Source organism: Serratia sp. CY33802, assembly GCF_052169095.1.
In the GTDB taxonomy this organism is placed as follows: Bacteria; Pseudomonadota; Gammaproteobacteria; order Enterobacterales; family Enterobacteriaceae; genus Serratia; species Serratia bockelmannii.
The window spans coordinates 1,310,184-1,335,145 of record NZ_JBJNLL010000002.1 but is presented as its reverse complement, the minus strand read 5'-3'; the positions used below and the strand labels follow the sequence as shown (position 1 = coordinate 1,335,145).

Below are 24,962 nucleotides of genomic sequence, written 5' to 3'. Positions count from 1 at the left end.
CGCCGCTAAGGACGATGTTCATAGATGAAACCAGGAGTGTTTATGTTGGCAAAAGTTAAGCGTTCGTTCGCCGCCGCCGTCGTATTGATGTTGGCGCTGCCTGCGGTTCAGGCCGCGGATTACCGTGCGGGCGAGCAATACACCCGGCTGGATAAGCCGGTGGCCGCCGCGCCGGCGGTGGTGGAGTTCTTCTCCTTCTACTGCGGCCCTTGCTATCAGTTCGCCGATACCTATCGCGTAGGCAGTACCGTGGCGCAGGCGCTGCCCGCCGGTGAGAAAGTCACCAAATATCACGTCAGCCTGATGGGCAAACTGGGCAATGAGCTGACCGAAGCCTGGGCGGTGGCGACGGTGCTGGGCGTGGAAGACAAGATTGAAGGGGCGATGTTCGACGCGGTGCAGAAACAGCGCGCCGTCAACGGCGCCGACGATATTCAGCGGGTGTTTACGGCGGCCGGCATCGATGCCGCTACCTATGAAAACGCGCGCCACAGCCTGCTGGTCAAAGGATTGATCGCCAAGCAGAACGAAGCGGTGAAAGCATTCGAGGTGCGCGGCACCCCGTCGTTCTACGTGGCCGGCAAATACAAGATAGACAATGCCGGCATGGCCAGCACCAGCGTTGAAGGCTACGCCAAAGAGTACGCGGCGGTGGTGCGTTACCTGTTGGACAAACAGCCGTAAACCGGGCCGTCAGGGCGCGGTGCTAGCCGCCGGGTCTATTTCGCCGCGGGTAAATCCAGCGCCTGGCGCAGCTCGTCGCGTGCTTGCCGGTACTGCTGCTGGAAATCCTGCTGCTGTGAAAGCTGCTGGCTGATCACACTGCCGGCGATGCGGCCCATCTCGATATCGGAAGGGTAGTGGATCCCCGCCACCACCCGGTTGTCGCCGTATTGCCAGGCGCGCGTCATGATGGCGGCACGCTTCTCCGGCACCATATTGGCCAGGGTGATGCCCATCAGCGTGCCCAGCGTGGTGTGGCCGGAAGGCCAGGAGCCGGAGCTGGAGCGCTTGACGATCGGCTCGATGCGGCTGTCCAACATATGCGGGCGCGGGCGCTTCCAGAAATCTTTCGCCGGATCGACCACCGCCGCTTCGGTTGCGACGATGCGATCGAAGAAGGCGCTCACGGCCGGCAACGCTTCGGCGTTGAACTTCGGCCCCATCACGTTGCTGTATACCCAGACGTTCTCTTCCGCATCCGCCTTAGCCTGGCTGGCCATTTGCGGCGTGCGTTTCTGCTGCATGTCGAGCACTTCCCGCAGTTCGCGCTGGGTCTGCGCCGAGTCGTTGGCCGGCGGCGGCGGCAGGATGTGGGTCAGATCCACCTGCTGCGCGGTGGTGAACGGTTGGGCTTCCTCTGCCGCCTGCGCATGGAACGCGGCCAGGGCGCTGGTGGTAAACAAACACAGCGCTAAAATGGATTTCTGCAACGATTTCATCGGGTCATGTCCAGGGAGTCAACGTGAAGGGGGAACAGCCTGTATTTTTGGCGAGGCCTGTGACGATGAGATGACGGTTTCGTGGCGGATTGATGACGTGCGCCCGATGATCTGTGATCGCGGCGCCAAATCCCCCGCTCGCCATTGATTGTGTGTTAACGGATTGTTATGGTGTTTTTCTGTTCAACGGCGCAGCACCGCTGCTGTTTGAAGGGAGAGATCATGACGGCATTGGCAACGCTCCGGGACGTCGGCTTCGAAGAGTGGCTGGGGAAAATCAACACCGCCTGCGGCCGATTCTGCGCGAAAACGTTGGGGCCCGGCTTCAGCGGGGCGATGCAGGAGTTTCGTGCCCATGCCCTGCGCCTGAGCGTGGTCGATGTGTCCCAGGCTCGGCTGTACCGCACGCCGCGTGAAATTGCCCGCAGCGACGGTGCGCACTTTTTCACCGTCATCCAGCTGCGCGGCAGCGCGTTGATGGAGCAGGGCGATCGCCAAACGGTGCTCTCTCCCGGCGACATGACGCTGATCGATGCCTCACAGCCCAGCAGTTTCACTTTCCAGCGCGATTCGCGCCAAATCTCCCTGTTATTGCCGCGCGGCTGCTTGCCGCTGCCGCCGCCTTGCGCTCAGCGTCTGGGAGCCGAGCTCAGCGCGGTGCGCCTCAGCCGCCAGCTGGTGCTGAGCAGCATGCAGGATCCTCAGCTTGCCGCGGCGGAAAGCGAGGCGGTGCTGAATGCGCTGGCGGCGCTGCTGCGCCCGGCTCTGGCGCTCGAGCAGGCGCGGCCGGAGGGGCAGCAACCGGTCTTTGACAAGGCGCTGGCATTGATCGACAGGCATATTCAGTCGGCGCAGCTGCGCCCTGAGTGGGTGGCGGCCGAGTTGGGGGTGTCGTTACGCAGTCTGTATCGGGTGTTCGCCCGTCAGGGGCTGGTGGTGGCGCAGTACATCAGGAACCGCAGGCTGGATCTGTGCGCGCAGGCGCTGCGCAGCGCCGCCGGGCAGGAAAAACTGGCCGGCGTCGGCCTCGACTGGGGTTTCACCGATCACAGCCATTTCTCGACCGCTTTCAAGCAGCGTTTCGGCATGTCGCCGAGCGAATACCGTCGGCAGTATCAGTAAGTCAGGGCGCGGGCCAGACCCGCGCCGCTTCACTCAATAGCGGATGCAGACCGATTTCGATTCGGTGTAGGCATCCAGCCAATCCGGGCCGAAATCACGGCCGCTGCCCGACTGTTTGAACCCGCCGAACGGCATGTTCGGGTCGATCAGCGTATGGGTGTTGACCCACACGGTGCCGGCCTGAATGCGCGGCGTCAGCGCCATCGCCTGCTGCAGGCTGGTGGTCCACAGGCTGGCGGTCAGCCCGAAGTCGGTGTCGTTGGCTTTGCTCAAGGCCTCTTCGGCGCTCGCCACCCGAATCAGGTTGACCACCGGGCCGAACACTTCCTCGCGCGTCAGGTTCAGCCGATCGTCCGGGTTGATCACCAGGGTCGGCGGAATGTAGAAGCCGTTGGCGTCCGGCCCGGCCGCGCCGCCGATAAGCTCAGCGTTTTTCGCCCGGGCGTCGTCCAGGTAGGCCGCCACCTTGTTGCGGTGCGCGAGCGACACCAGCGGGTTGATTTGCGCGCCGGTATCCATCCCCGGCCCGACCGACAGCGATTTCACCGCCTGTTCGAATCCGGCCACCAACCGATCATAAATCGGCGCTTCAATATAAATTCGCGAGCTGGCGGCGCATACCTGCCCCTGATTGAGGAAGCTGCCAAGCATCAGGCCTTCGATCACCTGCTGCGGATCGGCATCTTTCAGCACGATGGCCGGGTTTTTGCCGCCCAGCTCCAGCGTCACGCGGGTCAGGCGATCCGCCGCCGCGCGCGCGATGCTTTTGCCCACCGGGGTGGAGCCGGTAAAGCTGACTTTGGCGATCAGTGGATGTTCGGTCAGCGCTTTGCCGCACACGGTGCCGCGGCCGGTGACCACGTTGAACACGCCCGGCGGCACGCCGGCTTCGCTCGCCAGCTCGGCGATGCGCAGCAGGGTGAGCGGGGTGGTTTCCGACGGCTTGATGACGATGGAGCAGCCCGCGGCCAGCGCCGGCATCACTTTCCACATGCCGATCATCAGCGGGAAGTTCCAGGGCACGATGCCGGCGACCACGCCGATCGGCTCTTTACGGGTATAAACCTGATATTTGGCGCCCGGCGGCATCGGAATAGAGACGTCCAGCGTTTGACCGGTGATTTTGGTCGCCAGCCCGGCGGTGTAACGCATCCAGTTCAGGGTGCTGCCGACTTCGAAAGCGCGGGCGATGTTGATGGATTTGCCCTGCTCCAGGGTTTCCAACTGCGCCAGCTCCTCGGCGTGCTGCTCCACCAGATCGGCGAAGCGCAGCAGGATACGCTCGCGCTCGACCGGCAGACGCTGCGCCCAGACGCCTTCACTGAAGGCTTTGTGGGCGGACTGCACCGCCAGTGCGACGTCGTGTTCATTGGCGTCGGCGGTGGTGGCGATCTGCTGCCCATTGGCGGGGTTATACACCGCCAGGCGGCCTTCCGCGGCGGACGCGCGCCACTGGCCGTCGATATACAGCCCATGCTGACGATCGAGAAAACGCGATACGCTATCCAGCACGGCTACGGTATTGTCAGACATACATCCTCCGATCAGGCTCATCAGGTTATCGTTAACCCTGCAAGTCTAGATCAGCGGGAAAGCGGCGGCTTTGGTCTGCCTGACATTCGGTTTGTCCTGCGTGTCATTTTGCCGTGACGGAAGGGTAAACCGAGGCCGGCGGGCGCCGGCCGGGAGGGATCACGAGCTCAGGGTCGCCAGACGGGTGGCGAAACCAAGGAACAGCAGGCCGATCAGGCCGTTGCCGAGCTTCGCCAGGCCTTTCTTGTGATTGAAGAAATGCGCCAGCATCGCGCCGGAGAAGATCAGCGTGCTCATGTAGATAAAGCTGACGGCTTCGAGGATCAGCGCCAAAATGGTGAACGACAGCCCGGTGTGCGCATAGTTGAAATCGATGAACTGCACGAAGAACGACACGTAAAACAGGATCGCCTTCGGGTTGGTCAGGCTCAGCGTCAGCGATTTTCGCAGAATGCTGTGGCCGCCCTCAATCTGCTGCTGTTGCGCCTGCGCCTTCTGCACGAAGGTGGCGTAGAGGATTTTTGCGCCGAGGAACAGCAGGTAAATCGCGCCGAGAAAACGCACCAGGGTAAACAGGAACGGCGTGGTGCGGATCAGCGACGCCACGCCGATATAGGCGCAGAAGATCAGGATCGCATCACCGATGAACACGCCCAGCGCGGCGGTATAGCCGGCGCGCACGCCGCGCGATATGCCGGTTTTCAGCACGTACAGCGTATTCGGCCCCGGCAGAATGATGATGAAGACCACCCCGGCCAAATAGGTCCATAAATTCAGGACGCCAAAACTCTCTAACACAATAACCTCTCCATGCGCGCAACTAACAGGCAAAAACACTGGCCACGCCCGTGGCCGGCCGCGATCCTAACGCTGTGCAACCGGGTTGGCAACGTAATAAACTTCATGTTGTTGGTTAAAAATTGTCGAAAGATTGTTGAAAACGTCGGCGCCGAATTAAAAAGCAAGAGTCGGCGTGTTTCGCCAACGGCCCGTCACTATGCTGGTTAACATCGAAACCGCAGTGAGGAACGGATGATGAAAAACGTAATCGACAGCGCCGATCCGCGCTGGCTGGCGATTGTCAGCCGCGACAAGCACGCCGACGGCCGCTTTATCTACGCGGTGAAAACCACCGGCGTGTATTGCTCGCCTTCTTGCCCGTCACGTCAGCCGAATCGGCAAAACGTGGAGCTGTTCGACGATGCCGAACAGGCGGAAGCGGCGGGTTATCGGCCCTGCAAACGCTGCCGCCAGGGGCTGACGCCGTTGACGGAACAGCATGCGCGGCAGATAGCCGAGGCCTGCCGCTATATCGAACGGGCGGAGAAAGCGCCGTCGCTGCAGACGCTGGCGCGCCACGTCGGGTTGAGCCAATACCATTTCCACCGGCTGTTCAAAGCGATCACCGGCCTGACGCCGAAAGGCTACGCCGACGCGCAGCGCAGCCAACGCTTGCGCACCGGCCTTACGCAGCAGGAAACGGTGACCGACGCGATCTTCGACGCCGGCTATGGCGCCAACGGCCGCTTCTACCAACAAGCCAACGCCGCGCTGGGCATGACGCCGAAGGCCTACCGAGCCGGCGGCAAAGGCATGCGCATTCATTTCGCCGTCGGGCGCTGTTCGCTGGGCGAGATCCTGGCGGCGCAGAGCGAGGTGGGCATCTGCGCCATTCTGCTGGGGGACGATGCGCAGCAGCTGGTGCAGGATCTGCAGGACAAATTCCCCAACGCCGAGCTGATCGGCGGCGACGCGCAGTATGAAGCGCTGATGGCGCAGGTGGTGGGCCTGATTGAAGCGCCGGAGAACGGGTTGGCGCTGCCGCTGGATATTCGCGGCACCGCGTTTCAACAGCGGGTCTGGCGGGCGCTGCAGGCGATACCGGTCGGCGAAACCGTCAGCTATGCCGATATCGCTCGGCGCATCGGGGCGCCCAAAGCGGTGCGCGCGGTGGCCGGTGCCTGCGCCGCCAACGTGCTGGCGGTGGCGATCCCCTGTCACCGGGTGGTGCGCAACGACGGCGCCTTGTCCGGCTATCGCTGGGGCGTCGAGCGCAAGAAAGCCTTGCTGGAAAAAGAGGCGCAGCGATGAGCGGCGCGCTGGCGGCGCGGCTGGCCGAATTGGACTGGGCGGCCATCGAGCGCGAACTCGATGCGCAGGGTTGCGCGCGGTTGCCCAGCGTGCTCAGCCAAGAGCTGTGCCGCGAGCTGGCGGCGCTCTACCCGCAGGATGCGCACTTCCGCAGCCGCGTCGTGATGGAGAAGCACGGTTTTGGCCGCGGCGAGTACCGCTATTTCACCTATCCGCTGCCGTCGCCGGTGGCCGAAGCGCGCAGCCTGATGTATGCGCGGCTGGCGCCGGTGGCCAACCGTTGGAACGCCTTATTGGGCCTGGCGGTGCGTTATCCCGCCGACCATGAGGTTTACCTGGCCGAATGCCACCGGGCCGGCCAACGGCGGCCGACGCCGCTGCTGTTGCGTTACGAAGCGGGAGATTACAACTGCCTGCATCAGGATCTGTACGGCGAGCGGGTGTTTCCGCTGCAGGTGGCATTTTTGCTCTCCGCCCCCGAGCGGGATTTCACCGGCGGCGAATTCGTGCTGACCGAACAGCGGCCGCGGATGCAGAGCCGGCCGGAGGTGGTGCCGCTGCAGCAGGGAGACGCCGTGGTGTTCGCCGTGCATCATCGGCCGGTGGCGGGAGTGAAAGGCTACTATCGGGTCAATCTGCGCCACGGCGTCAGCCGGATACGCGCCGGCCAACGCCACACGCTGGGGGTGATCTTTCACGACGCGCTATAGCTTGCGCGCTAGCAGGGTGGCGAAGCGCAGCGAGATGCGGTTGCCGTTGGCGTCGGTCTTGTGCAGTTGGCCGACGTCCTCGTTGTATTTGAGGATCTCCCAGTCGCGATAATAATGCTTCAGCTCACCCGGGCTGAAGGTGAACGGGAACGGCAGCGGGCAGGGATAATCCTCGGTATCCATCGCCGCCACGATCAGGTTATGGCCGCCGCGCACGGTGCTGTCCTGCATGTTTTGCACGATAGGCGGGATCTGCTGCCGCTCGAGGAACATCATTACCACGGTGGACAGGATGAAGTCGTAGTCGCCGCTGAAGCGATGGGTATTGAGATCCTGCACCCCGGCACTCAGGCGGGTCAGCTGCTCGGCGTCGACGATCTGATTGAGGCGGGCTATCGACGGCGCGTGCTTGTCCCAGGCGGTGACGTCGAAACCTTTCAGATTGAGATAGAGCGAATTGCGCCCGCCGCCGCAGCCCAGATCCAGCGCCTTGCCCGGCGCGATGCGCGCCGCCGCTTCGATCACTTCGGAGTGGGTGCGCGTCAGTTCGTATTTCTTGTGGTAGTAATCTTCCGGCGTGCAGTAAAACGCCAGCCGGCAGGTCATGTCGTCCGAAAAGGAAACGATGCGATGCCACTGCTGCGGTGCGATAAACGGCGGCTGGCTTTCGGGGCTGAACTGCCAGGTCTCGGTGGTGGCGCCGTCTTCGGTCATCATGGCGAACGTCAGGTTCCCGCTCAGTACGGTGAGCTTCGCCCAGGTGCCGCTCTGGGTGTTGTGGCGCTGGCGGAAGGCCGCCGGCAGCGTGTCGCTGTTCCATTCTGGCAGGGTTTTATAGCAAAGCAGCTGCTGCTCCATAGGGGGCTCCTTTGGCTGGGCAAGCAAAGTGATTTATATGATGCATATAAAATACATCTTTATTCGTCATTTGAAAATCCCGAGCTTCGCAAACCTATTGCTACAAACGGCGGCGCATACGGGTGGTGACCGCATCGAAACCTAACTTGGAATACAGGCGCGCGGCCGTCGGATTATCGTTGAACACCGTCAGTTCGGCATATTCCGCCCCCTGTGCTCTCGCCGCGTCCAGCACCGCATTTAGTACCCGCTCGCCATAGCCTTTGCCACGCCAGGCGTGCGTCACTTCAAAATCATAGATAAACAGCTGCTTACCGAAGGTTCGTTGCTCAATGGCGTACCAGACGGTGGCGATGCTGTCCTCGACATTCGGCAGCCTCGCGCATACCAACCGTTGGCCGGGCATCGCCAGCCCTCGTTTGAAATTGGCTTCGGCCTCGATCAACGCGTGTTCCTGGCTGAGCTGAAACGAACGCGCCAAATCGTCTGCGTAAGCCTTTACCCCGTATTTACGGTAGTGATCCAGTTCCTGCGCCGTCATTTCTTTGAGTTCGATCATTTTGTTCTCCCTGCGTTGTTGGGTATTTCCCGGCCCACCTGTGCGGCGGAACGGGTATATTTATACTGGATTGTGCGCGGCGGCTGGGCTAATTTCAGTGCTGTTCATGTCATCACGTTCAGGGAAAAGATGCCGATACTTCGTTTATTCCACCCGATGCCCTTCCGTTTGCTAAGCCTGGCCGCGCTGCTGGCGCTGGCGGGCTGTACCAGCAAAACCACCACCACGGCACCGGCGGCGCGCCCCGCCGACGTCAAAGCCCGACTGATGACGCTGATCCCGGCCAACGCCGGCGATCGGCAGGGCTGGGCTACCGATATTACCGCCGCCTTCGCCGCGCAGGGCATCGAGCCGAGCGATGAGAACCTGTGTTCGGTGCTGGCGGTGACCGAACAGGAGTCGACGTTCCAGGCTAACCCGCAGGTGCCGGGGCTGCCGAAGATCGCTTGGAAGGAGATCGACCGCCGCGCCGATCAGATGCACATCCCGAACTTTTTGGTGCACACCGCATTGAAGATTTCGTCGTCGAACGGCCAGAGCTACAGCGAGCGGCTGGATAAGGTGCGCACCGAGAAGGATCTGAGCGATATCTTCGATGACATGATCGACCGCGTGCCGATGGGGCAGAAGCTGTTCGGCCATTTAAATCCGGTACATACCGGCGGCCCGATGCAGGTGAGCATCGCCTTCGCCGAGGCGCACGCCAAAGGGTACCCTTATCCGGTCGACGGCTCGATTCGCCGCGAAGTTTTCAGCCGGCGCGGCGGTATGTACTTCGGCATTATGCATTTGCTGGGGTACCCGGCCGATTACAGCCGGCCGATTTACCGCTTCGCCGACTTCAACGCCGGCTGGTACGCCAGCCGCAACGCGGCGTTCCAAAACGCGGTCAGCCGGGCGAGCGCCATTCCGCTGGCGCTGGACGGCGATCTTATCGATTTCGGCAGCGACAAGCCCGGTTCGACCGAGCTGGCGGTGCGCACGCTCGGCAAGCGCCTGAACATGAGCGACAGCGCCATTCGCCGGGCGCTGGAGAAAGGCGACACGGCCGGCTTTGCCGATACCGACCTGTATAAGAAGGTCTATGCGCTGGCGGGCGGCAAGCTGCCGCGTGAGATGCTGCCGGGTATCCAGTTGGAGAGCCCGAAAATCACCCGCAAGCTGACCACCGCCTGGTTCGCCAAGCGGGTGGACGAACGCCGCCAGCGCTGCATGGCGCGCGCCGGCGGGTAACGGCATAAAAAAACGCCGCCGGTTTCCTGAACCACCGGCGGCGCGATCGCGCCTCAGGCGCTGCGACGCGGGTTGGTCAGGCCAAAGTTAAAGCTGTTGCAGCGGTTACAGAACTCTTTCATCACCGGTGGCGTGTCCATCATCGGCACTTTCACCTCGATAAACGCCAGCCGATCCTGCCGCGAGGCGTGTTCCAGGGCCATTTCCAGCTGTTGCGTGGTTTCCACCGCCACGCTGAACGGCTGCGCCTGGGTATTCAATACCGCCGGCAGTTTGGCGTAGTCCCACGGGCTGATGTCGTTGTAAGACGAGTTTTCGCCGAGGATATAGCGTTCAATGGTGTAGCCGTCGTTGTTGATCAGGAAGATGATCGGCTTTTGCTCGCAGCGCAGCAGGGTAGACACTTCCTGCGCGGTGAGCTGGAAGGAGCCGTCGCCGATGAACAGCAGGTGGCGGCGCTCCGGCGCCGCCATCAGGGTGCCGAGCAGCGCCGGCAGGGTATAACCGATCGAGCCCCAAATCGGTTGGTTGACCACCTTGACGCCCCCTGGCATGCGCATGCCGCCGATGGCCGCGCCTGAGGTGCCGTTTTCCACCACTACCACGTCATCCGCCTGGATGAAGCGTTGAATGCGTCGCCACAGATAGGCCTGGTCGATAGGCGCGTCGCTCGGCGTCGCCAGCTTCTCACGGGGATCGGCCAGCGGTGATAAACGCTGCGCCGGCGTGTCTTCGCTCAGATCCAGCAGTGCCTGCAGCAGATCCGCCGTCGCTACCGCTGGGTAGGAGGTGTTGTCCAGTTTCATCGAAAACGGCTGAATATCCACCTGAGCGGCGGCGGGAATTTGCTGCGAGAAATAGCCGGTGGTGGAGTCTACCAGACGTACGCCGAAGCTCAGCACGCAATCCGAGTGGGCCATGTGTTCATACAGTTCGGGGCGCGACAGGTTACCGCTGTAGCCGCCCATCCAACCGGCGGTGTTTTCCGGGATAATGCATTTGGCGGTGGGCATATTGGTCAGCGGAATGGCGAAGCGGTGAGCGACCGCGATGACCAACTGCTGCAACTGGTAGCGATCCACCATTTGATCGACCAACATGATTGGGCGCTGTGCGCGTTTGATTTTGGTTAACAGCGCCATCGCCGCTAATTGCACATTGTATTTATCGCTGGCCGGTAATTGCGGTGCCGCCGCCGCCGCGGCGATTTCAATTTCCACATCGCAAATATCCGACGGCAGCTGTAAATACACCGGTTTCTTCTCTATCCAGGCGCGGGAAATAACGCGTGGTATTTCTTGTGCGGCATTTTCCGGCGTGATCAGAGCCTGAGCGACGGTGAATTGTTTAAAGCAGTTCATGACGTTGTCGAAATTCCCATCGCCCAGGGTATGGTGCAAGAGCTGATGATTCTTCATCGCATGCAGCGGCGGCGTGCCGGCGATGCAGATAACCGGCGAAGATTCGGCATAGGCCCCGGCGATGCCGGACAGCGCGGCCAGATCGCCGACGCCGTAGGTGACGATCAGCGCGCCGGCGCCTTTCATGCGGGCGTAACCGTCGGCGGCGTAGGAGGCGTTCAATTCATTGCAGTTGCCGACAAACGCCAGCCGCTCGTCGTTTTCCAGCAGCTCCAGCAGGCTGAGGTTATAGTCGCCGGGCACGCCATAAATACGATCGACGTTCAGGGCGTGAAGCTGTTGCAGAATGAATGACCCGATAGTTATTTTCATTGATTGCTCCGGATTATTTATCTTTATTTTTGTCAGGCGAAAATCAGCAAAAATAAATTGCTGGCGATGTTGTGTCGTTAGCATTAACAGTTATTTAAAGTCTCAGCTTGTTCAAGATAAGGGGGGCGGCCGGTGAATAGGCGGTTTGTATTCGGCGCTTTACGCGATTGAGTAATACATAAAAAGTAGGGGTATTGGATATTGGAAAGAGACGGTATTTTTCATTGTCGGTATATCGCTAGAGAAGCGGCGGCGCATTGGCATTTATCGTGATGTAGGGTGAGTCATCCGGTACTTTTGACGCCGCGTTAAATCCCATCGGGTGGCGTAACGCTTTTTGCCTGGGAAAGAAAAGCAGAACCTGGCGTAAAGGGGGATTTTGGTGATCCGCCGCACGCTTATTTCATGAAACCACCTTGTAACCAATCAAAAACAAAAAATTAACAACGATCGTTTTTTGTCCGCCTTTTTTCGTCAGCTTTGCTTTACGGGCCTGCAGTGCGCGCCACGTCGGGCCGGCGCTAAAATGTGCCGTCACGGGCATTAATATAACGTGGTGGCCATCACATTCCGTAGGAAGTGATACGTAAACTTTTCTCTACGTGCGCGCAGATGGCGTATACCTACCAGAGGGGATGATGTCCCAGCGGTACTGGCCTGTGGGGGGAACTGCGATGAAAAGCTATCGACATATTCTGGTACTGATTCATGATGAGCGTGACGGGCTGCCGTTGCTGCGTCAAACGGTGGCGATGGTGCGCGGGCTGCCGATTGCCCTCACCGTCGGCCACCTTAACGCCGACTACGCCGAGCTGGAGTACGGCAGCGATGCGCTGGTCAAAGATCGCCAGGCGCAGGAGGTGATCGCCGCCAAGGCGATGCTGAGCCGGCTGGTGAGCGCCGTCGAGGCGCCGGTTGCGGTCAAGGAAATCGTCACCATCCGGCGCTTTAAGGACGTGAGCGATTTCATTCATCAGGCTGGCATCGATCTGGTGGTGGTCGGGCACCAAAACCGCCTGTTCGGCCTCTATTCCTCATATTCTCTGGAATTTGTGAACCGCCTCGATGTCGATGTATTGGTCAAGCACCTGGCCCGCGAGTAGCGAACGACAAAGCGGACTTTTCCCACGGTTTTGCCCTCCTAAAGGCGATAGCATAGGGGAAACCGGTGCAACCTGTTAAAAATTATTGGGAATATTCCGGTGCTAAACTTAACCAAAGCACAACGGGCGTTGGATAAATTAGATACAGCTTGATCTTGCCTGGGCTATCGGTAAGAATCTGCGGCCGTATTTTTACAGGAGCTTTACGATGTTTCTCAAACGGACTCTTTTGGCATGTTCTCTGGCGTTGATATTTCCTGCACTGCCTTCTTACGCTGAGGTTGGTACAGAAAGTGGCAATACCGCACAGGCTGAAAAACCGGGTCTATGGCAGCGTTTTACCGATAACGTGGCGGAGACCTGGAACAACTCGCCTAACCACGATCTCTATATCCCAGCCATCACCTGGCACAACCGTTGGACTTACGATGATGAACATATCGATAAGTACAACGAGCGCCCGTGGGGCGCCGGTTACGGCATCTCCCGCTACGACAGCGACGGTGACTGGCACGGCATCTACATCATGGCGTTCAAGGACTCCTTCAACAAATGGGAGCCGATCGGTGGTTACGCCTACGAGAAGATCTGGCGCCCGCTGGATGACAAAGATTTCCGCCTGGGGCTGGGCTTCACCGCCAGCGTCACCGCGCGCGACAACTGGAAATACATCCCTATTCCGGCGCCGCTGCCGCTGGCCTCTATCGGCTATCAGCGGCTGACGTTCCAGGCGACCTACATTCCCGGTACCTATAACAACGGCAACGTGTTCTTCGCCTGGCTGCGCTGGCAGTTCTAAATTTCCTGAATTCCGAAAAATGGCGCGGTGGCGAGATAAAAGGAACTTGTCGCCGCCGGCGGCGTCGGAAGGGTATCCCGGCGCGCTGCGCCGATCGCATGCCGTTATTACAGGAGTTTCACCACTATGATCACCAAACATCGTTTACTGCTGGCCTTGGCGCTGTCCGCTACCCTGGCCAGCGGTGCCTCCCAGGCCGCCGGGCTGATGGATTCCCTCAGCAGCGCGGCGGGTGAACTGAGCAAGTCGGGCGGCGATAGCAGCAGCGGCATGTCACTCTCCTCGTTGACCGGTCTGCTGAACGGCGGCGACAAGGCGCTGAGCTCCAGCAGCATGACCAATGCCGCCGGTATCCTGCAGTACTGCGTGAAAAACAACGTGCTGTCGGCTAACGGCGCCGAAGGGGTGAAAGATCAGCTGCTCAGCAAGCTGGGCATCACCAGCACCGAAAACGCCAAGAGCCAGGATTATCAGCAGGGCCTGGGTGGCTTGCTGCAGACTGGCGAAGGCAAGAGCCTGGATCTGAACAGCCTGGGCACCTCGCAGATCACCGAGAAGGTGAAGCAAAAAGCCTGCGATCTGGTGCTGAAGCAGGGCAAATCCTTTATTTCATGATGAGCGAACGGCGGAGCGCTCCGCCGTTCGTTTTTGCATAAGCTGAAAAAATGAAAAAAACGTTGATGCTTTCCCTGCTGGCAGGGATGACGATGTTGCAGGGGTGTTCCGTGAAATCCAACGAGGCGCCACCACCGCCGCAGGTGAAACCGATCGGCATGGCGAACCCGGCCGACGTGTATTGCACCAAAATCGGCGGCAAGCTGAACGCCAAAGAGAATGCGGCAGGCCAGTATTCCACCTGTACCTTGCCGAGTGGGCAGGAAATTGAAAGCTGGGAACTGTTCCGCCGCGATCATCCGGTGAAAAAGTAACCCTATGCGGCGCCGGCTCTTTCTGCCCGGCGCCCGATCAGAATTGGCGATCGCCTATAGATTGCAGCTGCAGGCTGCCGTCCTTCTGTAGCGTCAGCGGCATGCGCCAATCGCGCTGTTTATCCAGGTTGAATGACCTGGAGCGGAACATGCAGCCGGTCTTGATGTTCTTGATTTTCATCACGTGTTCCGCGTCGGCATTGATTTTTACCTCGAAGCTGCCAGCGGGCGGAATAAAGACTTCCGCCAGCTGCTGCGGCGCCGCCGGCGTTTCCAGCTTGACCAGCACCGCGAAATCGTTGCCCTGATTATCCAGCGTCAGCCGATGCAGACTGGTCGCGGGCAGCCTGGTCGGCTGATGCAGATAACCGGCTGAGGCGGGCCACGGCTGGCCGGCATTGTCGTGCAACGGCCCACCGCACTGTTCACGCGCTTCGCGCAGCGGCATTTCGCGCTTTATTGCGCGGTTGTAATCGGCGGGGGCGGCGAGGCTGAACTCGTCGTCATACTGGTGGGCGCGCAGATAGCGCTTGGCGCCGAGCACCGCGATGGCGACCAGCATGAAGAACAAAAATATCCTCAGGCGATTTTTGAAAATCAGCCCGAACAGCTTCCCGGGGAGTTGAAACAGCCACCTTGCGATCGTCAATAACATCGTTTTCCCTTTACGCCCAAGCCGTTACGTCTGCGGTAACTTCGCTTGCCACAGTATAGCCAAAGCGTTGCCATCGGGCGGCATGCGCCATGAAATTCCCGTTTTTTACCCCAAACCTTCCTCTAGCAACAACAGCAGCAGGAAGCCGGCAAAGAACATCGCGGTGGCGAACGGTGTCTCTTTCCCGCCCTCATGCGCTTCGACCAGTAACTCCTCGGTCACCAGGTAGAGCAGGGCGATCAGGCCAAAGGCCAAAAAGGCGGTCAGCCAAAATGTGCCCAGCATGGCCACCGGCGCCCCCAGCAGGCCACCGATGGGCAGCAGCAGCGCTAGGCCGACTATCGCCGCCATGGCACGCAGCCGCCTGCCGAGAAAGTCTTTCAAATCGCCGACGATCGATAATCCGAGGAACAGCACTTCCAGCGTTAACGCCAGCGTCAACAGCAGGCCGGCTTTGGCGCCGGCCGCGAAGGCAATGCCCAGCACCAGCCCATCGATAAAGATATCGACGCCGACCGCGGCGATAAAACCGACCGGCCCCTGCGCTTTTTCACCCAGCCGCCGAACCAGCAGCATTAACAGCACCCCCGCAACGCCGCCCAGCAACACCGCCACAGGCGACAGCTGCTTGAGATCGGGCAGGATTTCGGTGGCGGCGGCGGCGAAAACGATGCCGGCGGTAAAGTGATGGATGACGCGCATTGCGGCGTCACCGGGGCGGCGATAGAGCGCCACCGCTGCGCCGACGACGGTGGCTGCGGCGGGAAACAGCGTATAAAGCACGGCGGAGGTCATCGCGTCATAATCCCTTAATGGTGATGTCACTTTCAGTCTAGATGAGCACTGCCGCTCGAGTGTTGCCAAAAAAGTGATTGTTCGATTGTGTACGTTTGTGTACATTTATGATCACTTTAGCGCCACCGGATCCCCGCGATGTCCAAACTGTTACCCAATGAGCGCCATCAGGCCATTCTCGACACGCTTCGCCAACAGGGGCGGGTGCTGGCCATGGAGATGGCGCAGCGTTTGAATACCACCGAAGCGACCATCCGCCGCGATCTGCGCCAGTTGGCGGCGCAGAACCTGTGCAAACGCATCTATGGCGGTGCGCTGGCGCCGACCCCGGCCGAAGGCCCCATGACGGCGCGCATTGCCCTCAGCGGCGATGAGAAGCTGGCGTTGGCGCAGACCGCGCTGGGGGTGATCGGCGAAGAACAGCTGATCTTCCTCGATGCCGGCAGCACCCACCTGTATCTGGCAGAGCTGTTGCCACGCGATCGGCGTTTGACGGTGGTAACTAATGCGTTGAGCATCGCCGGCAAAATGCTGGAACGGCCGGGGATCCGCACCATCCTGATCGGCGGCGAACTGGATGCGCAGGTCGGCGGCTGCGTGGACGCCAAGGCGGCGGAAGAGATAGACGGGTTTCATTTCGATCTGGTGTTCACCGGCATCTGCGCTTACGACCCGGCCGGTGGCTTTTCCGCATTGAGCTATCAGGACGCCACGTTCAAAAAGCGCTTGCTGACGCGCGCCGGCAGCGTGGCGGTGCTGTGCACCCGCGACAAACTCAATACCTATGCCCCTTACCCCTTCCTGCCCGCCGGGCGGGTAGATCATCTGGTGACGGCGCGCGGCGCGCACCCGCAGCTTGAGTTGCAGGTGGCGCAAGGCGGCGGCCAGATCTGGCACAGCGATTTATCGATCGGAGAATGATGATGAAAATAGCCCATGTTGCCCTGTGGACCCATAACATCGACGCGCAGCTGGCGTTCTGGCAGCGTTATTTCAACGGTGAAGCGGGGGAGGAGTATGTCAGCCGCAACCGGCCGGGGTTCGTTTCCCGCTTCGTCAGCCTGGCGGCCGGGCCGTCGCTGGAGATCATGTGCGTGCCGACGTTGCTGCCGGCGCAGGCGCAGGAGGAGCGGGTCGGTTGGGCGCACATCGCGCTGTCGCTGGGGGATGAGCGGCAGGTCGATCGGTTGGCGCAGCGCGCACAGCAGGAGGGCATTTTGCTGTCTGCGCCGCGCTGGACCGGCGACGGCTTCTACGAGGCCGTCATTCGCGATCCGGATGGCAACGCGATCGAAATCACCGCCTGATCACTCTTCTTCAATGCTGGCGAACTGCTCCCCCAGATAGTCGAGCAGCAGCCGCACTGCCGGCAGCAGGCCGCGGCGCGACGGGTAGACTGCGTGCACCACGCCGCCCTGTGGCTGCCAGCCCGGCAACAGTTGCACCAGCTCGCCGCGCAGCATGTCGTCGCGCATCATCATCGCCGGTAGCTGAACGATGCCGGCGCCGGCGATGGCGGCGGTACGCAGCATCAGCATGTCGTCGGTGACCAGCCGCGGCGTGTGTTCCCACTCCACCCGTTCACCCTGCGGGCCGGTCAGCCGCCATTGGTGCTGAGCGCGCGCCGGGCCGAGATCGAGCGTCGGGTATTTACGCAGGTCTTCCGGCGTTTGCGCCGGCCCGAGGGTGCGCACCAGCGCCGGGCTGGCGGCGACGCACCAGGTGCGCTGCGCGAGGATCTTCAGCACCAGATCGCTGTCCTCCAGCGGCGGCGGCCGTACGCGGATCGCCAGATCCAACCCTTCCCCCACCACGTCCACCCGGCGGTTGGTGGCTTCCAGATGCACTGTCACCTTGGGGTAATCGGCCATAAAAGCTGCCACCATGCTGCCGACGCGGGTGTGCAAGATCGCCACCGGACAGGACATGCGCACCGTGCCGCAGGGCTCGGCGCGGGTCTGCTCGATCGCTTGCTGCGCCGCTTCCGCTTCCACCAGCATCGCCTTGCAGTGCGCGTAATAGGTTTGGCCGAGCTCGGTCACCGAGAAGCGCCGCGTCGAGCGCTGGATAAGGCGCACGCCCAACCGCTCTTCCAGCAGCGCCACGCGGCGGCTGAGCTTGGATTTGGGAATGCCCAGCGCCCGGCCGGCGGGGGCGAATCCCTGGTGATCGACCACGCTGGCGAAGAAAAACAGGTCGTTCAGATCGGTCAGCATCGCATCCCTTATCGTTCTATCAGTAGAACGCTGAGTGTACATCTTGCCTACTACTGCAGCAAACCCCGGCGGATTAAACTTCTGACATCAACTTAAGGCCGTGAGGTCTGAAACGGGAGTTCAAGATGAAAAAAATCCTCGGTATTCACAACAGCCCGGAAGCACATTGGGTCGGTAACGGTTTCCTGGTGAATTCGCTGTTCTCTTATAACGATTTGGGGGCGGAAATGAGCCCGTTCTTGCTGCTGGATCACGCAGCGCCAACCAAATTCCGCTCCGCCTCCGGCACTCGTGGCGTGGGTCAGCACCCGCATCGCGGGTTTGAAACGGTGACCATCGTCTATCAGGGCGAAGTGGAACACCGCGACTCGACCGGCAGCGGTGGGGTGATTGGCCCCGGCGACGTCCAGTGGATGACCGCCGCCTCTGGCATTCTGCACGAAGAGTTCCATTCTCGGGACTTCTCGCGCAAGGGCGGCACCATGGAAATGGTGCAGCTGTGGGTTAACCTGCCGGCCAAGGACAAAATGGCCGAGCCGGGTTACCAGACGCTGCTGAACGCCGATATTCCTGTGGTTCCGCTGGCGGACGGCGCCGGGCAGGTGCGGGTGATTGCCGGTGACTTTGGCGGCCACGCCGGCCCGGCACGCACTTTCAGCCCGCTCAACGTGTGGGACATGAAGCTGAATGCCGGCCATACCACCACGCTGACGGTGAAAGAAGGCCATACGCTGGCGCTGGTGATGTTGCACGGTGCGATCCTGGTCAACGGCGAAGACGTGGTGCGCGAAACCCAAATGGTGCGTTTCGACCGGGCGGGGGATTCGATCACCATCGAAGCCAACAACGACGTCGCACTGCTGGTGCTGAGCGGCGAACCGATCGATGAGCCTATCGTCGGCTACGGCCCGTTCGTCATGAACAGCGACGCGGAAATCCAGCAGGCGTTCCGCGATTTCAACAGCGGTAAGTTCGGCAGCATGAACGCCGAAGCGAGCGCCGGTTGAACTTTGGCGCCTGGGGCGGGCCGTGGTCCCCGGCTCAGGCGCTACACTTAAACCTCAACGCCCCGCCGCCAGGCGGGGCGTTTCATCCGCAACATCAACCCCACAGGAGTAAAACCATGACTGCAAACTACAAGCGCCTCGACAAAGACCAGGCCGCCGTATTGCTGGTGGATCATCAGGCAGGGCTGCTTTCGCTGGTGCGTGATATCGATCCCGATCGGTTTAAAAACAACGTTCTGGCGCTGGGTGATTTAGCGAAATACTTCAACCTGCCGACCATTCTTACCACCAGTTTCGAAAACGGTCCCAACGGCCCGCTGGTGCCGGAACTGAAAGCCCAATTCCCCGATGCTCCCTTCATTCCTCGCCCTGGCCAGATCAACGCCTGGGACAACGACGACTTCGTCAAGGCGGTAAAAGCCACCGGCCGCAAGCAACTGATCATCGCCGGCGTAGTAACCGAAGTGTGCGTGGCATTCCCGGCGCTGTCGGCGCTCAATGAAGGTTTCGAGGTCTTTGTGGTGACCGACGCCTCCGGCACCTTCAATGAGTTGACGCGTCAGTCGGCCTGGAGCCGCATGGAGGCCGCCGGCGCGCAGTTGATGACCTGGTTCGGCGTCGCCTGCGAGCTGCACCGCGACTGGCGCAATGACATCGAAGGGCTGGGCGCGCTGTTCTCCAACCATATCCCGGACTACCGCAATCTGATGACCAGCTACAACACGCTGACGAACGGCAAGTAACGCGACGGCCCTTTACCCAACCTTTCGCCTTTCATCACGTTAGACGCGGGATGTAAGCAAAGCGCAGCGGGGCGAAAAGGTAGCGAAAAGCGGCTTTCTCATGGGCCGGGGGCGGGGTAGCGTAATCCCGAACCCGGCAAATGAGGCTAATTCAATGAAACAAGCAATCAAGATCCTGGCGCTGCCCTGCATGGGCATGGCGCTGTTGTTCAGCGCGAGCGCGATGTCTGCCCCCGAGGCGCCTGCGGCTAAAGCGTTGCCGCCTGTGGCGGATGAACCGATGCGCATGCCGCCTTTCCCGGGCGGGCACCCGCCCAAGCCGGGGTTCTGCCACGGCGGCGAGCTGTTCTGCGCCACCTCGGCCAGCGACAATCCGGTGGAAACCATCAACAAACTGACGGCGGTGATCCCGGCGGGCAGCGCCAAACATTACGAAGTTCGCGTCGCGGTGGTGGCGGTGCCTGACGCACCGCCCGCGCCTTAACACGCCCTGTCATCCCGCTCTGGCCTGGGCGCGCTAGGCGCGTTAGGCTAAGGCGAGCGTTTTTCGGGAGGCGGGATGACCCCTTTATCACATCTGCCTTATCTCCAGCCCGGCGATCGCGCGCTGTTGTTCGACGGCGAATGTAATCTGTGTCACGGGCTGGTGAGGTATCTTATTCGCGCCGATCGGCAGCGGCGCATTCTGTTGGCGACGGTGCAATCCGCCGAAGGGCAGGCGATCCTGCAGGCGCTGGGATTGCCTACCGATCGTTTCGATTCCGTGGTCTATGTTGAGCAGGGGCGCTGTTGGCTACGTTCGGCGGCGTTGTTTCAGGCGCTGCGTCAAGTGGGGTGGCCGTACCGCGTACTGGCGCTGGCGCGTTACCTGCCGCCGCGACTGGCGGACAAGGTCTATGATGCGGTCGCCGGCAATCGCTACCGGCTGTTTGGCCGCAACGACGGCACCGGCCTGCCGGGCACCGATCAGCCCGGGCGTTATCTGCCCCGGCGGCAGGAACCGCCGGCCTGAGCTTTACGCTTCTTTACCATCCAACCGCTTGAAATATCAACACTCCAGCTCCATATAATGGAACGTTCAGCCAACAAGGAGCGCGTATGGGAATCAGTGAAGAAGAGCACATCCGCCGTTTGACCCAGGAGAAGAACGACATGGGCAATACGGCGAAATGGGTGGCGATCGTTTCCGCCGTGTACTTTGCCTTGATGGTGTTTTACGGCCACCCGACCGGCGTGTTGGCGATGTCGGGCGCGGTGTTCATCGTGTCTACCACCACCTGGTTGAAAAAGCGTCAGAAGGTCAAATCTTACCGCATGGCGTTGGCCAAAATCAGCGACGATCAACCCTGATAGTCGCCGCGCTTTAGCGTATACACCAGGCTCGGCGCTGCGCCGGGCACGTCATCCAGCGTATCCACCCGCCGTAAACCGACCTTTTCCAATACTCGCCACGAGGCCTGATTCTCCGCACGTACAATGGCGGAAATCTCCTCCAGCGCCAATCCGACAAAACCGTATTGCAGCGAAGCCCGCGCCATCTCGGTGGCCAATCCCATGCCCCAGACGCGAGTATCGAAGCGATAGCCAAGGTTCACGGTGCGCTGCGCCCCGAGCGCTTTCCGGGACAATCCGCCAAAGCCGATAATCCAATCCGGCCGTTCGCGCAGAGCGATCGCCCAGGAACCGTAACCGTGTTGTTGCCACCCGGCAATCCTCTCGTGCAGCGCCGATGCGGCCTGCGCTTCGCTGGTGAGTGGGCCGGCGGGATTGAAACGCTGCGTTTGCGGATCGCCAAAGATGGCGTAGAAACGTGCGAGGTCCGCCATTACCGGTGGGCGCATCTGCAGGCGTTCGCTGAAGAAAGGGGTGGCAGGATTAAAGCTTGTCATCGTTTCTCTCTGCTGGATAAATGAACAGTGTTCACTGTAGACCAGATTGGCGAAACGGGAAATCCCCTCTGCGGGTGAGAGGGGGAGAGGGCATTACAGGAAGGAGTCGTCGTCGTCGCTGTAATCGTCGTCGGCGTAGTCCGTGTCGTCCTGATAGTTGGCGTTCTGGAAGCCGTTGTCCTGGTTCAGGAAGCTGCCACCGTCGCCGTTGTTGAAGGTATCAAGGTTGTTGGAGGCGTCGAAATTGCGCATCGCGCTGTCGTCCAGCGGCGCCGGGGTTTCTTCGATAATATTCACGATTTCCTGTGGCTGCGAATGGCGGAACATGCCGGTCAGCATGTCGGCCAATACCACGCCGCCGGCGACGCCCGCCGCCGTTTGCAAGGCGCCGCCCAGGAAGCCGCCGGCACGTGAAGGCGCCGCCTGCTGCGGTTGGGCATAGGCCGGTTGCTGAGGCTGTTGCTGCGCGTTGTTCCAGGCCGCCGTATTTTGCTGCTGCGCCTGATACTGTTCGCGCGGGCTTGGCGTGCGGCTGCCGCCGCCAAACAGACCGGCCAGGAAACCGCCGCTGCTTTGCTGGCCGTGGGCAGTTTGCTGCAGCTGCGCGACCTGGGCTTCCAGATCTTTGACCCGCTGGTCCATCTGCTTGAGCGCTGCTTCCTGAATGATCATCGCCTGCGCCATGTAATAAGGGGCGGAAGGCTGCTCGCGAATATGCTGGTTGATTTGCTGCTCTGCCTGGAGATCCCGTGGGCCCGTCTTGGTCTCGGCTTCTTTCAGGCGGCCAAACAGACCATCGATAAGGCGTTGTTCTTCGGATTGCATAGGCGTACCTCGGGAGATAAATAACGTTGCTGGATGATGACTATCATCGGTAACAATCACCCTAGCGCGTTTACATGAACCAATAAATAAATGGCGGGTAAACCTGCCTATGAATTTGTTACCAATTGCGGCAGCGGGATCAGCATCACCAGCTTCAGACCGGCGTGCTCCGCCGGATGGAAGGTGAGTTGGCGATAGCGCAGTGCGCCTTGCTGAGGATGTTCGAACGCTCTTTCGCCGCCTTCGCGCGCCATCACGTCATGCTGCTTCCACCAGTGATTAAAGTCCGCGCTGTTGTGCGTCATGTTGCGCACGAAGGCGCGCATCTCTTCGGTATTTTGATGATGGCTGGTCTCGGCGCGAAACTCGGCCACCACGCGGCGAGCGCGTTCCTCCCAATCGCTGACCAGCGTTTTCGCCAACAGGTGGAAGAACATGAAGTGCAGCAGGTTGGGGCTGTTGGCCACATCCAGCCAGCCGCGGAACAGCGCCGCCGCCTGCGGGTTCCAGGCGACGACGTTCCAGGTCACGTCCAGCAGATAGCAGGGCACCGTCATCTGATGCACGCTTTGCAGCACCGCGTCGTTGGCGGTTTCGCGGTGCGCTTCCTGCTCGGGATCGGCGATGCGCGCCAGGGTAAACAGGTAGTGGCGTTCGGCCGGGCCGAGCCGCAGCGCTTTGGCGATGCGTGCCAGCGTATAGGGGGAAATAGACACCTCGCGGCCCTGTTCGATCCAGGTATACCAGGTGGCGCTGATGCCGCTGATTTGCGCCAGTTCTTCGCGGCGCAGGCCGCTGGTGCGGCGGCGCGAAGAGCTAGGCAGGCCGATCATTTCCGGCGTGATGCGTTCGCGGTGCGCGCGCAGAAATGCGCCGAGGGCTTTTGGCCCGGATAAGGCTTCTGATGACATAGCGTGGTACCTATTTATACCAGGATAACTGCTCATATTGTACCCGTATAGTAGCCTGATTATAGTAGCCGAAAAGCCTTCAGGCACAGGCGCAAGCCGGATAATAACAGGAGCAAACATGAGCAACAGCAACAGCCACAAAAACGCGGTAGACCGGCAGTTCGGCGAGCAGGCCAACGCCTACTTAACCAGCGCGGTACATGCGCAGGGCAAGGATTTGCAACGCCTCGCGCAGTTACTGGCGCCGCATGCCGACGCGCGTCTGCTCGATTTGGGCTGCGGCGCCGGGCATGCCAGCTTCACCGCGGCGGCCAGGGTGGCGCAGGTGGTGGCCTACGATCTGTCGGCGCAAATGCTGGCGGTGGTGAAGCAGGCGGCGGCGGAAAAAGGCCTGGGTAACATTCAGCTGCAGCAAGGCGTGGCGGAGTCTTTGCCGTTTGAGGACGCCAGCTTCGATCTGGTCATCAGCCGCTATTCGGCGCACCACTGGCACGATGTCGGCCAGGCGCTGCGTGAGGTCAGGCGGGTGCTCAAACCGGGCGGCAGCGCGATCTTTATGGACGTGGTCTCGCCGGGGCATCCGCTGCTGGATATCTACCTGCAAACCGTGGAAGTGCTGCGTGATACCTCGCATGTGCGCAACTATGCGCCAGGCGAGTGGCTGGCGTTATTGACCGAAGCCGGGCTGGTGGTGCGTGAGGTGACGTCGGATCGATTGATGCTGGAGTTCGATAGCTGGGTGGCGCGCATGCGCACCCCGGCGCATTTCGTCACCGCGATCCGCGCGCTGCAGCAAAGCGTGTCGCAAGAGGTGGCGGAGCATTTCGCGATTCAGCTGGATGGCTCCTTTACCAGCGATATCATGATGTTTGAAGTGACGAAGGGCTGAAAGCAACGGGGCAGCCGATGAAGGCTGCCCCGTGAAACGCGATCGACTGCGATACGCTTATTTTTTGTCTTCCAGCAGGCAGCGGTAGATCAGGCCGCCGATAATGCCGCCGACCAGCGGCACCAGCCAGAACACCCACAGCTGCTGCAGCGCCCAGGTGCCCTGGAAGATCGCTACGCCGGTGCTGCGCGCCGGGTTAACGGAGGTGTTGGTCACCGGGATGCTGATCAGGTGGATCAGCGTCAGCGTCAGGCCGATCGCCAGCGGGGCAAAGCCTGCCGGCGCGCGCTTGTCGGTTACGCCATGAATAACGATCAGGAAGAAGGCCGTCAGCACCAGCTCAATCACGATGGCTGATTGCAGAGAATAACCGCCCGGTGAGTGTTCGCCGTAACCGTTGGAGGCGAAACCGCCCGCGGTGGCGTCGAAACCGGCTTTGCCGCTGGCGATCAGATACAGCACCGCCGCTGCGGCGATACCGCCGATCACCTGTGCGATCACGTAAGGGATCACGTCTTTCGCCGCGAAACGGCCGCCGGCGAATAAGCCGACGGTGATCGCCGGGTTAAAGTGCCCGCCGGAAATATGGCCGACGGCATAGGCCATCGTCACCACGGTCAGACCGAAAGCGAGCGCGACGCCGAGGAAACCAATACCCAGTTGTGGGAATGCCGCTGCTAATACTGCGCTACCACAACCACCAAACACCAACCAAAATGTGCCAAAAAATTCAGCAAAAAGTCGCTTTGACATAGATTCCATCCTGCGGAATTGACTAACGGGCGTTAGCACTAAAAACTATAGAACAGCTTTTTCAGTTCATGCAGATATTCTATAGAATTTTCTTAATGCACCTTGAATAACGGCGGTATTAAATCCCTGGTATTTTATTTTGTCTATGAGAAAAACACCGTTTTTCG

Annotated in this window: 30 protein-coding genes; 17 read left to right on the top strand and 13 right to left on the bottom strand. The window is 60.7% G+C overall.

Annotation, left to right across the window (positions count from 1 at the left end):
* The first annotated feature begins 42 nt into the window (after positions 1–42).
* Entirely contained in the window at positions 43–684 is a 642-nt protein-coding gene (locus tag ACJ8HA_RS13030; RefSeq protein WP_043135553.1) for a DsbA family protein, read from the top strand.
* A 35-nt stretch (positions 685–719) separates the two neighbouring features.
* On the opposite strand, the gene ACJ8HA_RS13025 is transcribed toward ACJ8HA_RS13030, so the two are convergent.
* A complete protein-coding gene (locus tag ACJ8HA_RS13025; RefSeq protein ID WP_049206238.1) occupies positions 720–1,442 on the bottom strand; it encodes an acid phosphatase in 723 nt (240 codons plus the stop codon).
* A 222-nt stretch (positions 1,443–1,664) separates the two neighbouring features.
* Between ACJ8HA_RS13025 and feaR the strand changes: the two genes are divergently transcribed.
* Complete coding sequence (gene feaR, locus ACJ8HA_RS13020; RefSeq protein WP_049206237.1) at positions 1,665–2,564, top strand: transcriptional regulator FeaR; 900 nt, start codon at positions 1,665–1,667, stop codon at positions 2,562–2,564.
* Positions 2,565–2,597: 33 nt separating this feature from the next.
* Here the strand turns inward: feaR and ACJ8HA_RS13015 are convergent, their stop codons facing one another.
* Positions 2,598–4,097, bottom strand: coding sequence for an aldehyde dehydrogenase family protein (locus tag ACJ8HA_RS13015; protein ID WP_016928934.1), 1,500 nt, complete (start codon positions 4,095–4,097; stop codon positions 2,598–2,600).
* Positions 4,098–4,256: 159 nt separating this feature from the next.
* Entirely contained in the window at positions 4,257–4,895 is a 639-nt protein-coding gene (gene leuE, locus ACJ8HA_RS13010) for a leucine efflux protein LeuE (protein ID WP_004940625.1), read from the bottom strand.
* A 237-nt stretch (positions 4,896–5,132) separates the two neighbouring features.
* Between leuE and ada the strand changes: the two genes are divergently transcribed.
* Both ada and ACJ8HA_RS13000 read left to right on the top strand, forming a co-directional pair.
* A complete protein-coding gene (gene ada / locus ACJ8HA_RS13005) occupies positions 5,133–6,188 on the top strand; it encodes a bifunctional DNA-binding transcriptional regulator/O6-methylguanine-DNA methyltransferase Ada (protein ID WP_099817533.1) in 1,056 nt (351 codons plus the stop codon).
* The gene (locus ACJ8HA_RS13000; protein ID WP_043135561.1) at positions 6,185–6,898 is read left to right on the top strand and encodes a 2OG-Fe(II) oxygenase; all 714 of its coding nucleotides are present in this window, start codon (positions 6,185–6,187) and stop codon (positions 6,896–6,898) included. The genes ada and ACJ8HA_RS13000 overlap by 4 nt, the downstream gene beginning before the upstream one ends.
* Here the strand turns inward: ACJ8HA_RS13000 and tehB are convergent.
* The gene (gene tehB, locus ACJ8HA_RS12995; RefSeq protein WP_060432526.1) at positions 6,893–7,756 is read right to left on the bottom strand and encodes an SAM-dependent methyltransferase TehB; all 864 of its coding nucleotides are present in this window, start codon (positions 7,754–7,756) and stop codon (positions 6,893–6,895) included. The genes ACJ8HA_RS13000 and tehB overlap by 6 nt on opposite strands.
* 100 nt (positions 7,757–7,856) lie before the next feature.
* Positions 7,857–8,315 (bottom strand): GNAT family N-acetyltransferase, encoded by a 459-nt coding sequence (locus ACJ8HA_RS12990; RefSeq protein WP_025301694.1) that lies wholly within the window; start codon positions 8,313–8,315, stop codon positions 7,857–7,859.
* Positions 8,316–8,444: 129 nt separating this feature from the next.
* Between ACJ8HA_RS12990 and ACJ8HA_RS12985 the strand changes: the two genes are divergently transcribed.
* Positions 8,445–9,548 carry a DUF1615 domain-containing protein gene (locus ACJ8HA_RS12985; protein WP_149570264.1) on the top strand — a complete coding sequence of 368 codons (1,104 nt, stop codon included), beginning with the start codon at positions 8,445–8,447 and terminating at the stop codon, positions 9,546–9,548.
* 53 nt (positions 9,549–9,601) lie between these two features.
* Here ACJ8HA_RS12985 and ACJ8HA_RS12980 read toward each other — a convergent pair whose 3' ends face one another.
* Positions 9,602–11,281: an alpha-keto acid decarboxylase family protein gene (locus tag ACJ8HA_RS12980; RefSeq protein ID WP_442515361.1), complete on the bottom strand. Its 1,680-nt coding sequence runs from the start codon at positions 11,279–11,281 to the stop codon at positions 9,602–9,604.
* A 674-nt stretch (positions 11,282–11,955) separates the two neighbouring features.
* Between ACJ8HA_RS12980 and ACJ8HA_RS12975 the strand changes: the two genes are divergently transcribed.
* The 4 genes from ACJ8HA_RS12975 to ACJ8HA_RS12960 all read left to right on the top strand — a co-directional run bounded on the left by ACJ8HA_RS12975 (position 11,956) and on the right by ACJ8HA_RS12960 (position 14,112).
* Positions 11,956–12,384 carry a universal stress protein gene (locus ACJ8HA_RS12975; RefSeq protein WP_025301697.1) on the top strand — a complete coding sequence of 143 codons (429 nt, stop codon included), beginning with the start codon at positions 11,956–11,958 and terminating at the stop codon, positions 12,382–12,384.
* Between the two features lie 208 nt (positions 12,385–12,592).
* Positions 12,593–13,183, top strand: a complete 591-nt coding sequence (gene pagP, locus ACJ8HA_RS12970; protein WP_025301698.1) for a lipid IV(A) palmitoyltransferase PagP — start codon at positions 12,593–12,595, stop codon at positions 13,181–13,183.
* Positions 13,184–13,309: 126 nt separating this feature from the next.
* Positions 13,310–13,798 (top strand): DUF2501 domain-containing protein, encoded by a 489-nt coding sequence (locus ACJ8HA_RS12965; RefSeq protein WP_043135570.1) that lies wholly within the window; start codon positions 13,310–13,312, stop codon positions 13,796–13,798.
* Between the two features lie 50 nt (positions 13,799–13,848).
* A complete protein-coding gene (locus tag ACJ8HA_RS12960; RefSeq protein WP_043135572.1) occupies positions 13,849–14,112 on the top strand; it encodes a putative hemolysin in 264 nt (87 codons plus the stop codon).
* A gap of 37 nt (positions 14,113–14,149) precedes the next feature.
* Here the strand turns inward: ACJ8HA_RS12960 and ACJ8HA_RS12955 are convergent, their stop codons facing one another.
* Both ACJ8HA_RS12955 and ACJ8HA_RS12950 read right to left on the bottom strand, forming a co-directional pair.
* A complete protein-coding gene (locus tag ACJ8HA_RS12955) occupies positions 14,150–14,767 on the bottom strand; it encodes a hypothetical protein (protein WP_049206229.1) in 618 nt (205 codons plus the stop codon).
* A 105-nt stretch (positions 14,768–14,872) separates the two neighbouring features.
* Entirely contained in the window at positions 14,873–15,562 is a 690-nt protein-coding gene (locus ACJ8HA_RS12950; protein WP_442515360.1) for a transporter, read from the bottom strand.
* A 138-nt stretch (positions 15,563–15,700) separates the two neighbouring features.
* Between ACJ8HA_RS12950 and ACJ8HA_RS12945 the strand changes: the two genes are divergently transcribed.
* Positions 15,701–16,483: a DeoR/GlpR family DNA-binding transcription regulator gene (locus tag ACJ8HA_RS12945; protein ID WP_049208663.1), complete on the top strand. Its 783-nt coding sequence runs from the start codon at positions 15,701–15,703 to the stop codon at positions 16,481–16,483.
* 2 nt (positions 16,484–16,485) lie between these two features.
* Entirely contained in the window at positions 16,486–16,869 is a 384-nt protein-coding gene (locus tag ACJ8HA_RS12940) for a VOC family protein (protein ID WP_099817528.1), read from the top strand.
* Here the strand turns inward: ACJ8HA_RS12940 and ACJ8HA_RS12935 are convergent, their stop codons facing one another.
* Positions 16,870–17,778 carry a LysR family transcriptional regulator gene (locus tag ACJ8HA_RS12935; protein ID WP_043135578.1) on the bottom strand — a complete coding sequence of 303 codons (909 nt, stop codon included), beginning with the start codon at positions 17,776–17,778 and terminating at the stop codon, positions 16,870–16,872.
* Positions 17,779–17,903: 125 nt separating this feature from the next.
* On the opposite strand from ACJ8HA_RS12935, the gene ACJ8HA_RS12930 reads away from it, so the two are divergent.
* From ACJ8HA_RS12930 to ACJ8HA_RS12910, 5 genes are all read left to right on the top strand, one after another.
* Entirely contained in the window at positions 17,904–18,785 is an 882-nt protein-coding gene (locus ACJ8HA_RS12930) for a pirin family protein (RefSeq protein WP_016928920.1), read from the top strand.
* 116 nt (positions 18,786–18,901) lie between these two features.
* Positions 18,902–19,528 (top strand): isochorismate family cysteine hydrolase YcaC, encoded by a 627-nt coding sequence (gene ycaC / locus ACJ8HA_RS12925; protein WP_025301704.1) that lies wholly within the window; start codon positions 18,902–18,904, stop codon positions 19,526–19,528.
* Between the two features lie 154 nt (positions 19,529–19,682).
* Positions 19,683–20,012: a hypothetical protein gene (locus ACJ8HA_RS12920; RefSeq protein WP_025301705.1), complete on the top strand. Its 330-nt coding sequence runs from the start codon at positions 19,683–19,685 to the stop codon at positions 20,010–20,012.
* Between the two features lie 75 nt (positions 20,013–20,087).
* Positions 20,088–20,540 carry a thiol-disulfide oxidoreductase DCC family protein gene (locus ACJ8HA_RS12915; protein WP_025301706.1) on the top strand — a complete coding sequence of 151 codons (453 nt, stop codon included), beginning with the start codon at positions 20,088–20,090 and terminating at the stop codon, positions 20,538–20,540.
* 86 nt (positions 20,541–20,626) lie between these two features.
* A complete protein-coding gene (locus tag ACJ8HA_RS12910) occupies positions 20,627–20,878 on the top strand; it encodes a hypothetical protein (protein WP_025301707.1) in 252 nt (83 codons plus the stop codon).
* Here ACJ8HA_RS12910 and ACJ8HA_RS12905 read toward each other — a convergent pair.
* The 3 genes from ACJ8HA_RS12905 to ACJ8HA_RS12895 form a co-directional block, all read right to left on the bottom strand.
* Entirely contained in the window at positions 20,869–21,417 is a 549-nt protein-coding gene (locus tag ACJ8HA_RS12905) for a GNAT family N-acetyltransferase (protein ID WP_025301708.1), read from the bottom strand. The genes ACJ8HA_RS12910 and ACJ8HA_RS12905 overlap by 10 nt on opposite strands.
* Before the next feature lie 93 nt (positions 21,418–21,510).
* A complete protein-coding gene (locus ACJ8HA_RS12900; RefSeq protein WP_025301709.1) occupies positions 21,511–22,242 on the bottom strand; it encodes a DUF2076 domain-containing protein in 732 nt (243 codons plus the stop codon).
* Positions 22,243–22,349: 107 nt separating this feature from the next.
* Positions 22,350–23,153: a helix-turn-helix transcriptional regulator gene (locus tag ACJ8HA_RS12895; protein WP_442515359.1), complete on the bottom strand. Its 804-nt coding sequence runs from the start codon at positions 23,151–23,153 to the stop codon at positions 22,350–22,352.
* 118 nt (positions 23,154–23,271) lie between these two features.
* Between ACJ8HA_RS12895 and ACJ8HA_RS12890 the strand changes: the two genes are divergently transcribed.
* On the top strand, positions 23,272–24,042 hold the full coding sequence (locus ACJ8HA_RS12890; protein WP_025301711.1) for a class I SAM-dependent methyltransferase: 771 nt from the start codon (positions 23,272–23,274) through the stop codon (positions 24,040–24,042).
* A gap of 57 nt (positions 24,043–24,099) precedes the next feature.
* Here the strand turns inward: ACJ8HA_RS12890 and aqpZ are convergent, their stop codons facing one another.
* Positions 24,100–24,795, bottom strand: coding sequence for an aquaporin Z (gene aqpZ / locus ACJ8HA_RS12885; RefSeq protein WP_025301712.1), 696 nt, complete (start codon positions 24,793–24,795; stop codon positions 24,100–24,102).
* Between the last annotated feature and the right edge of the window lie 167 nt (positions 24,796–24,962).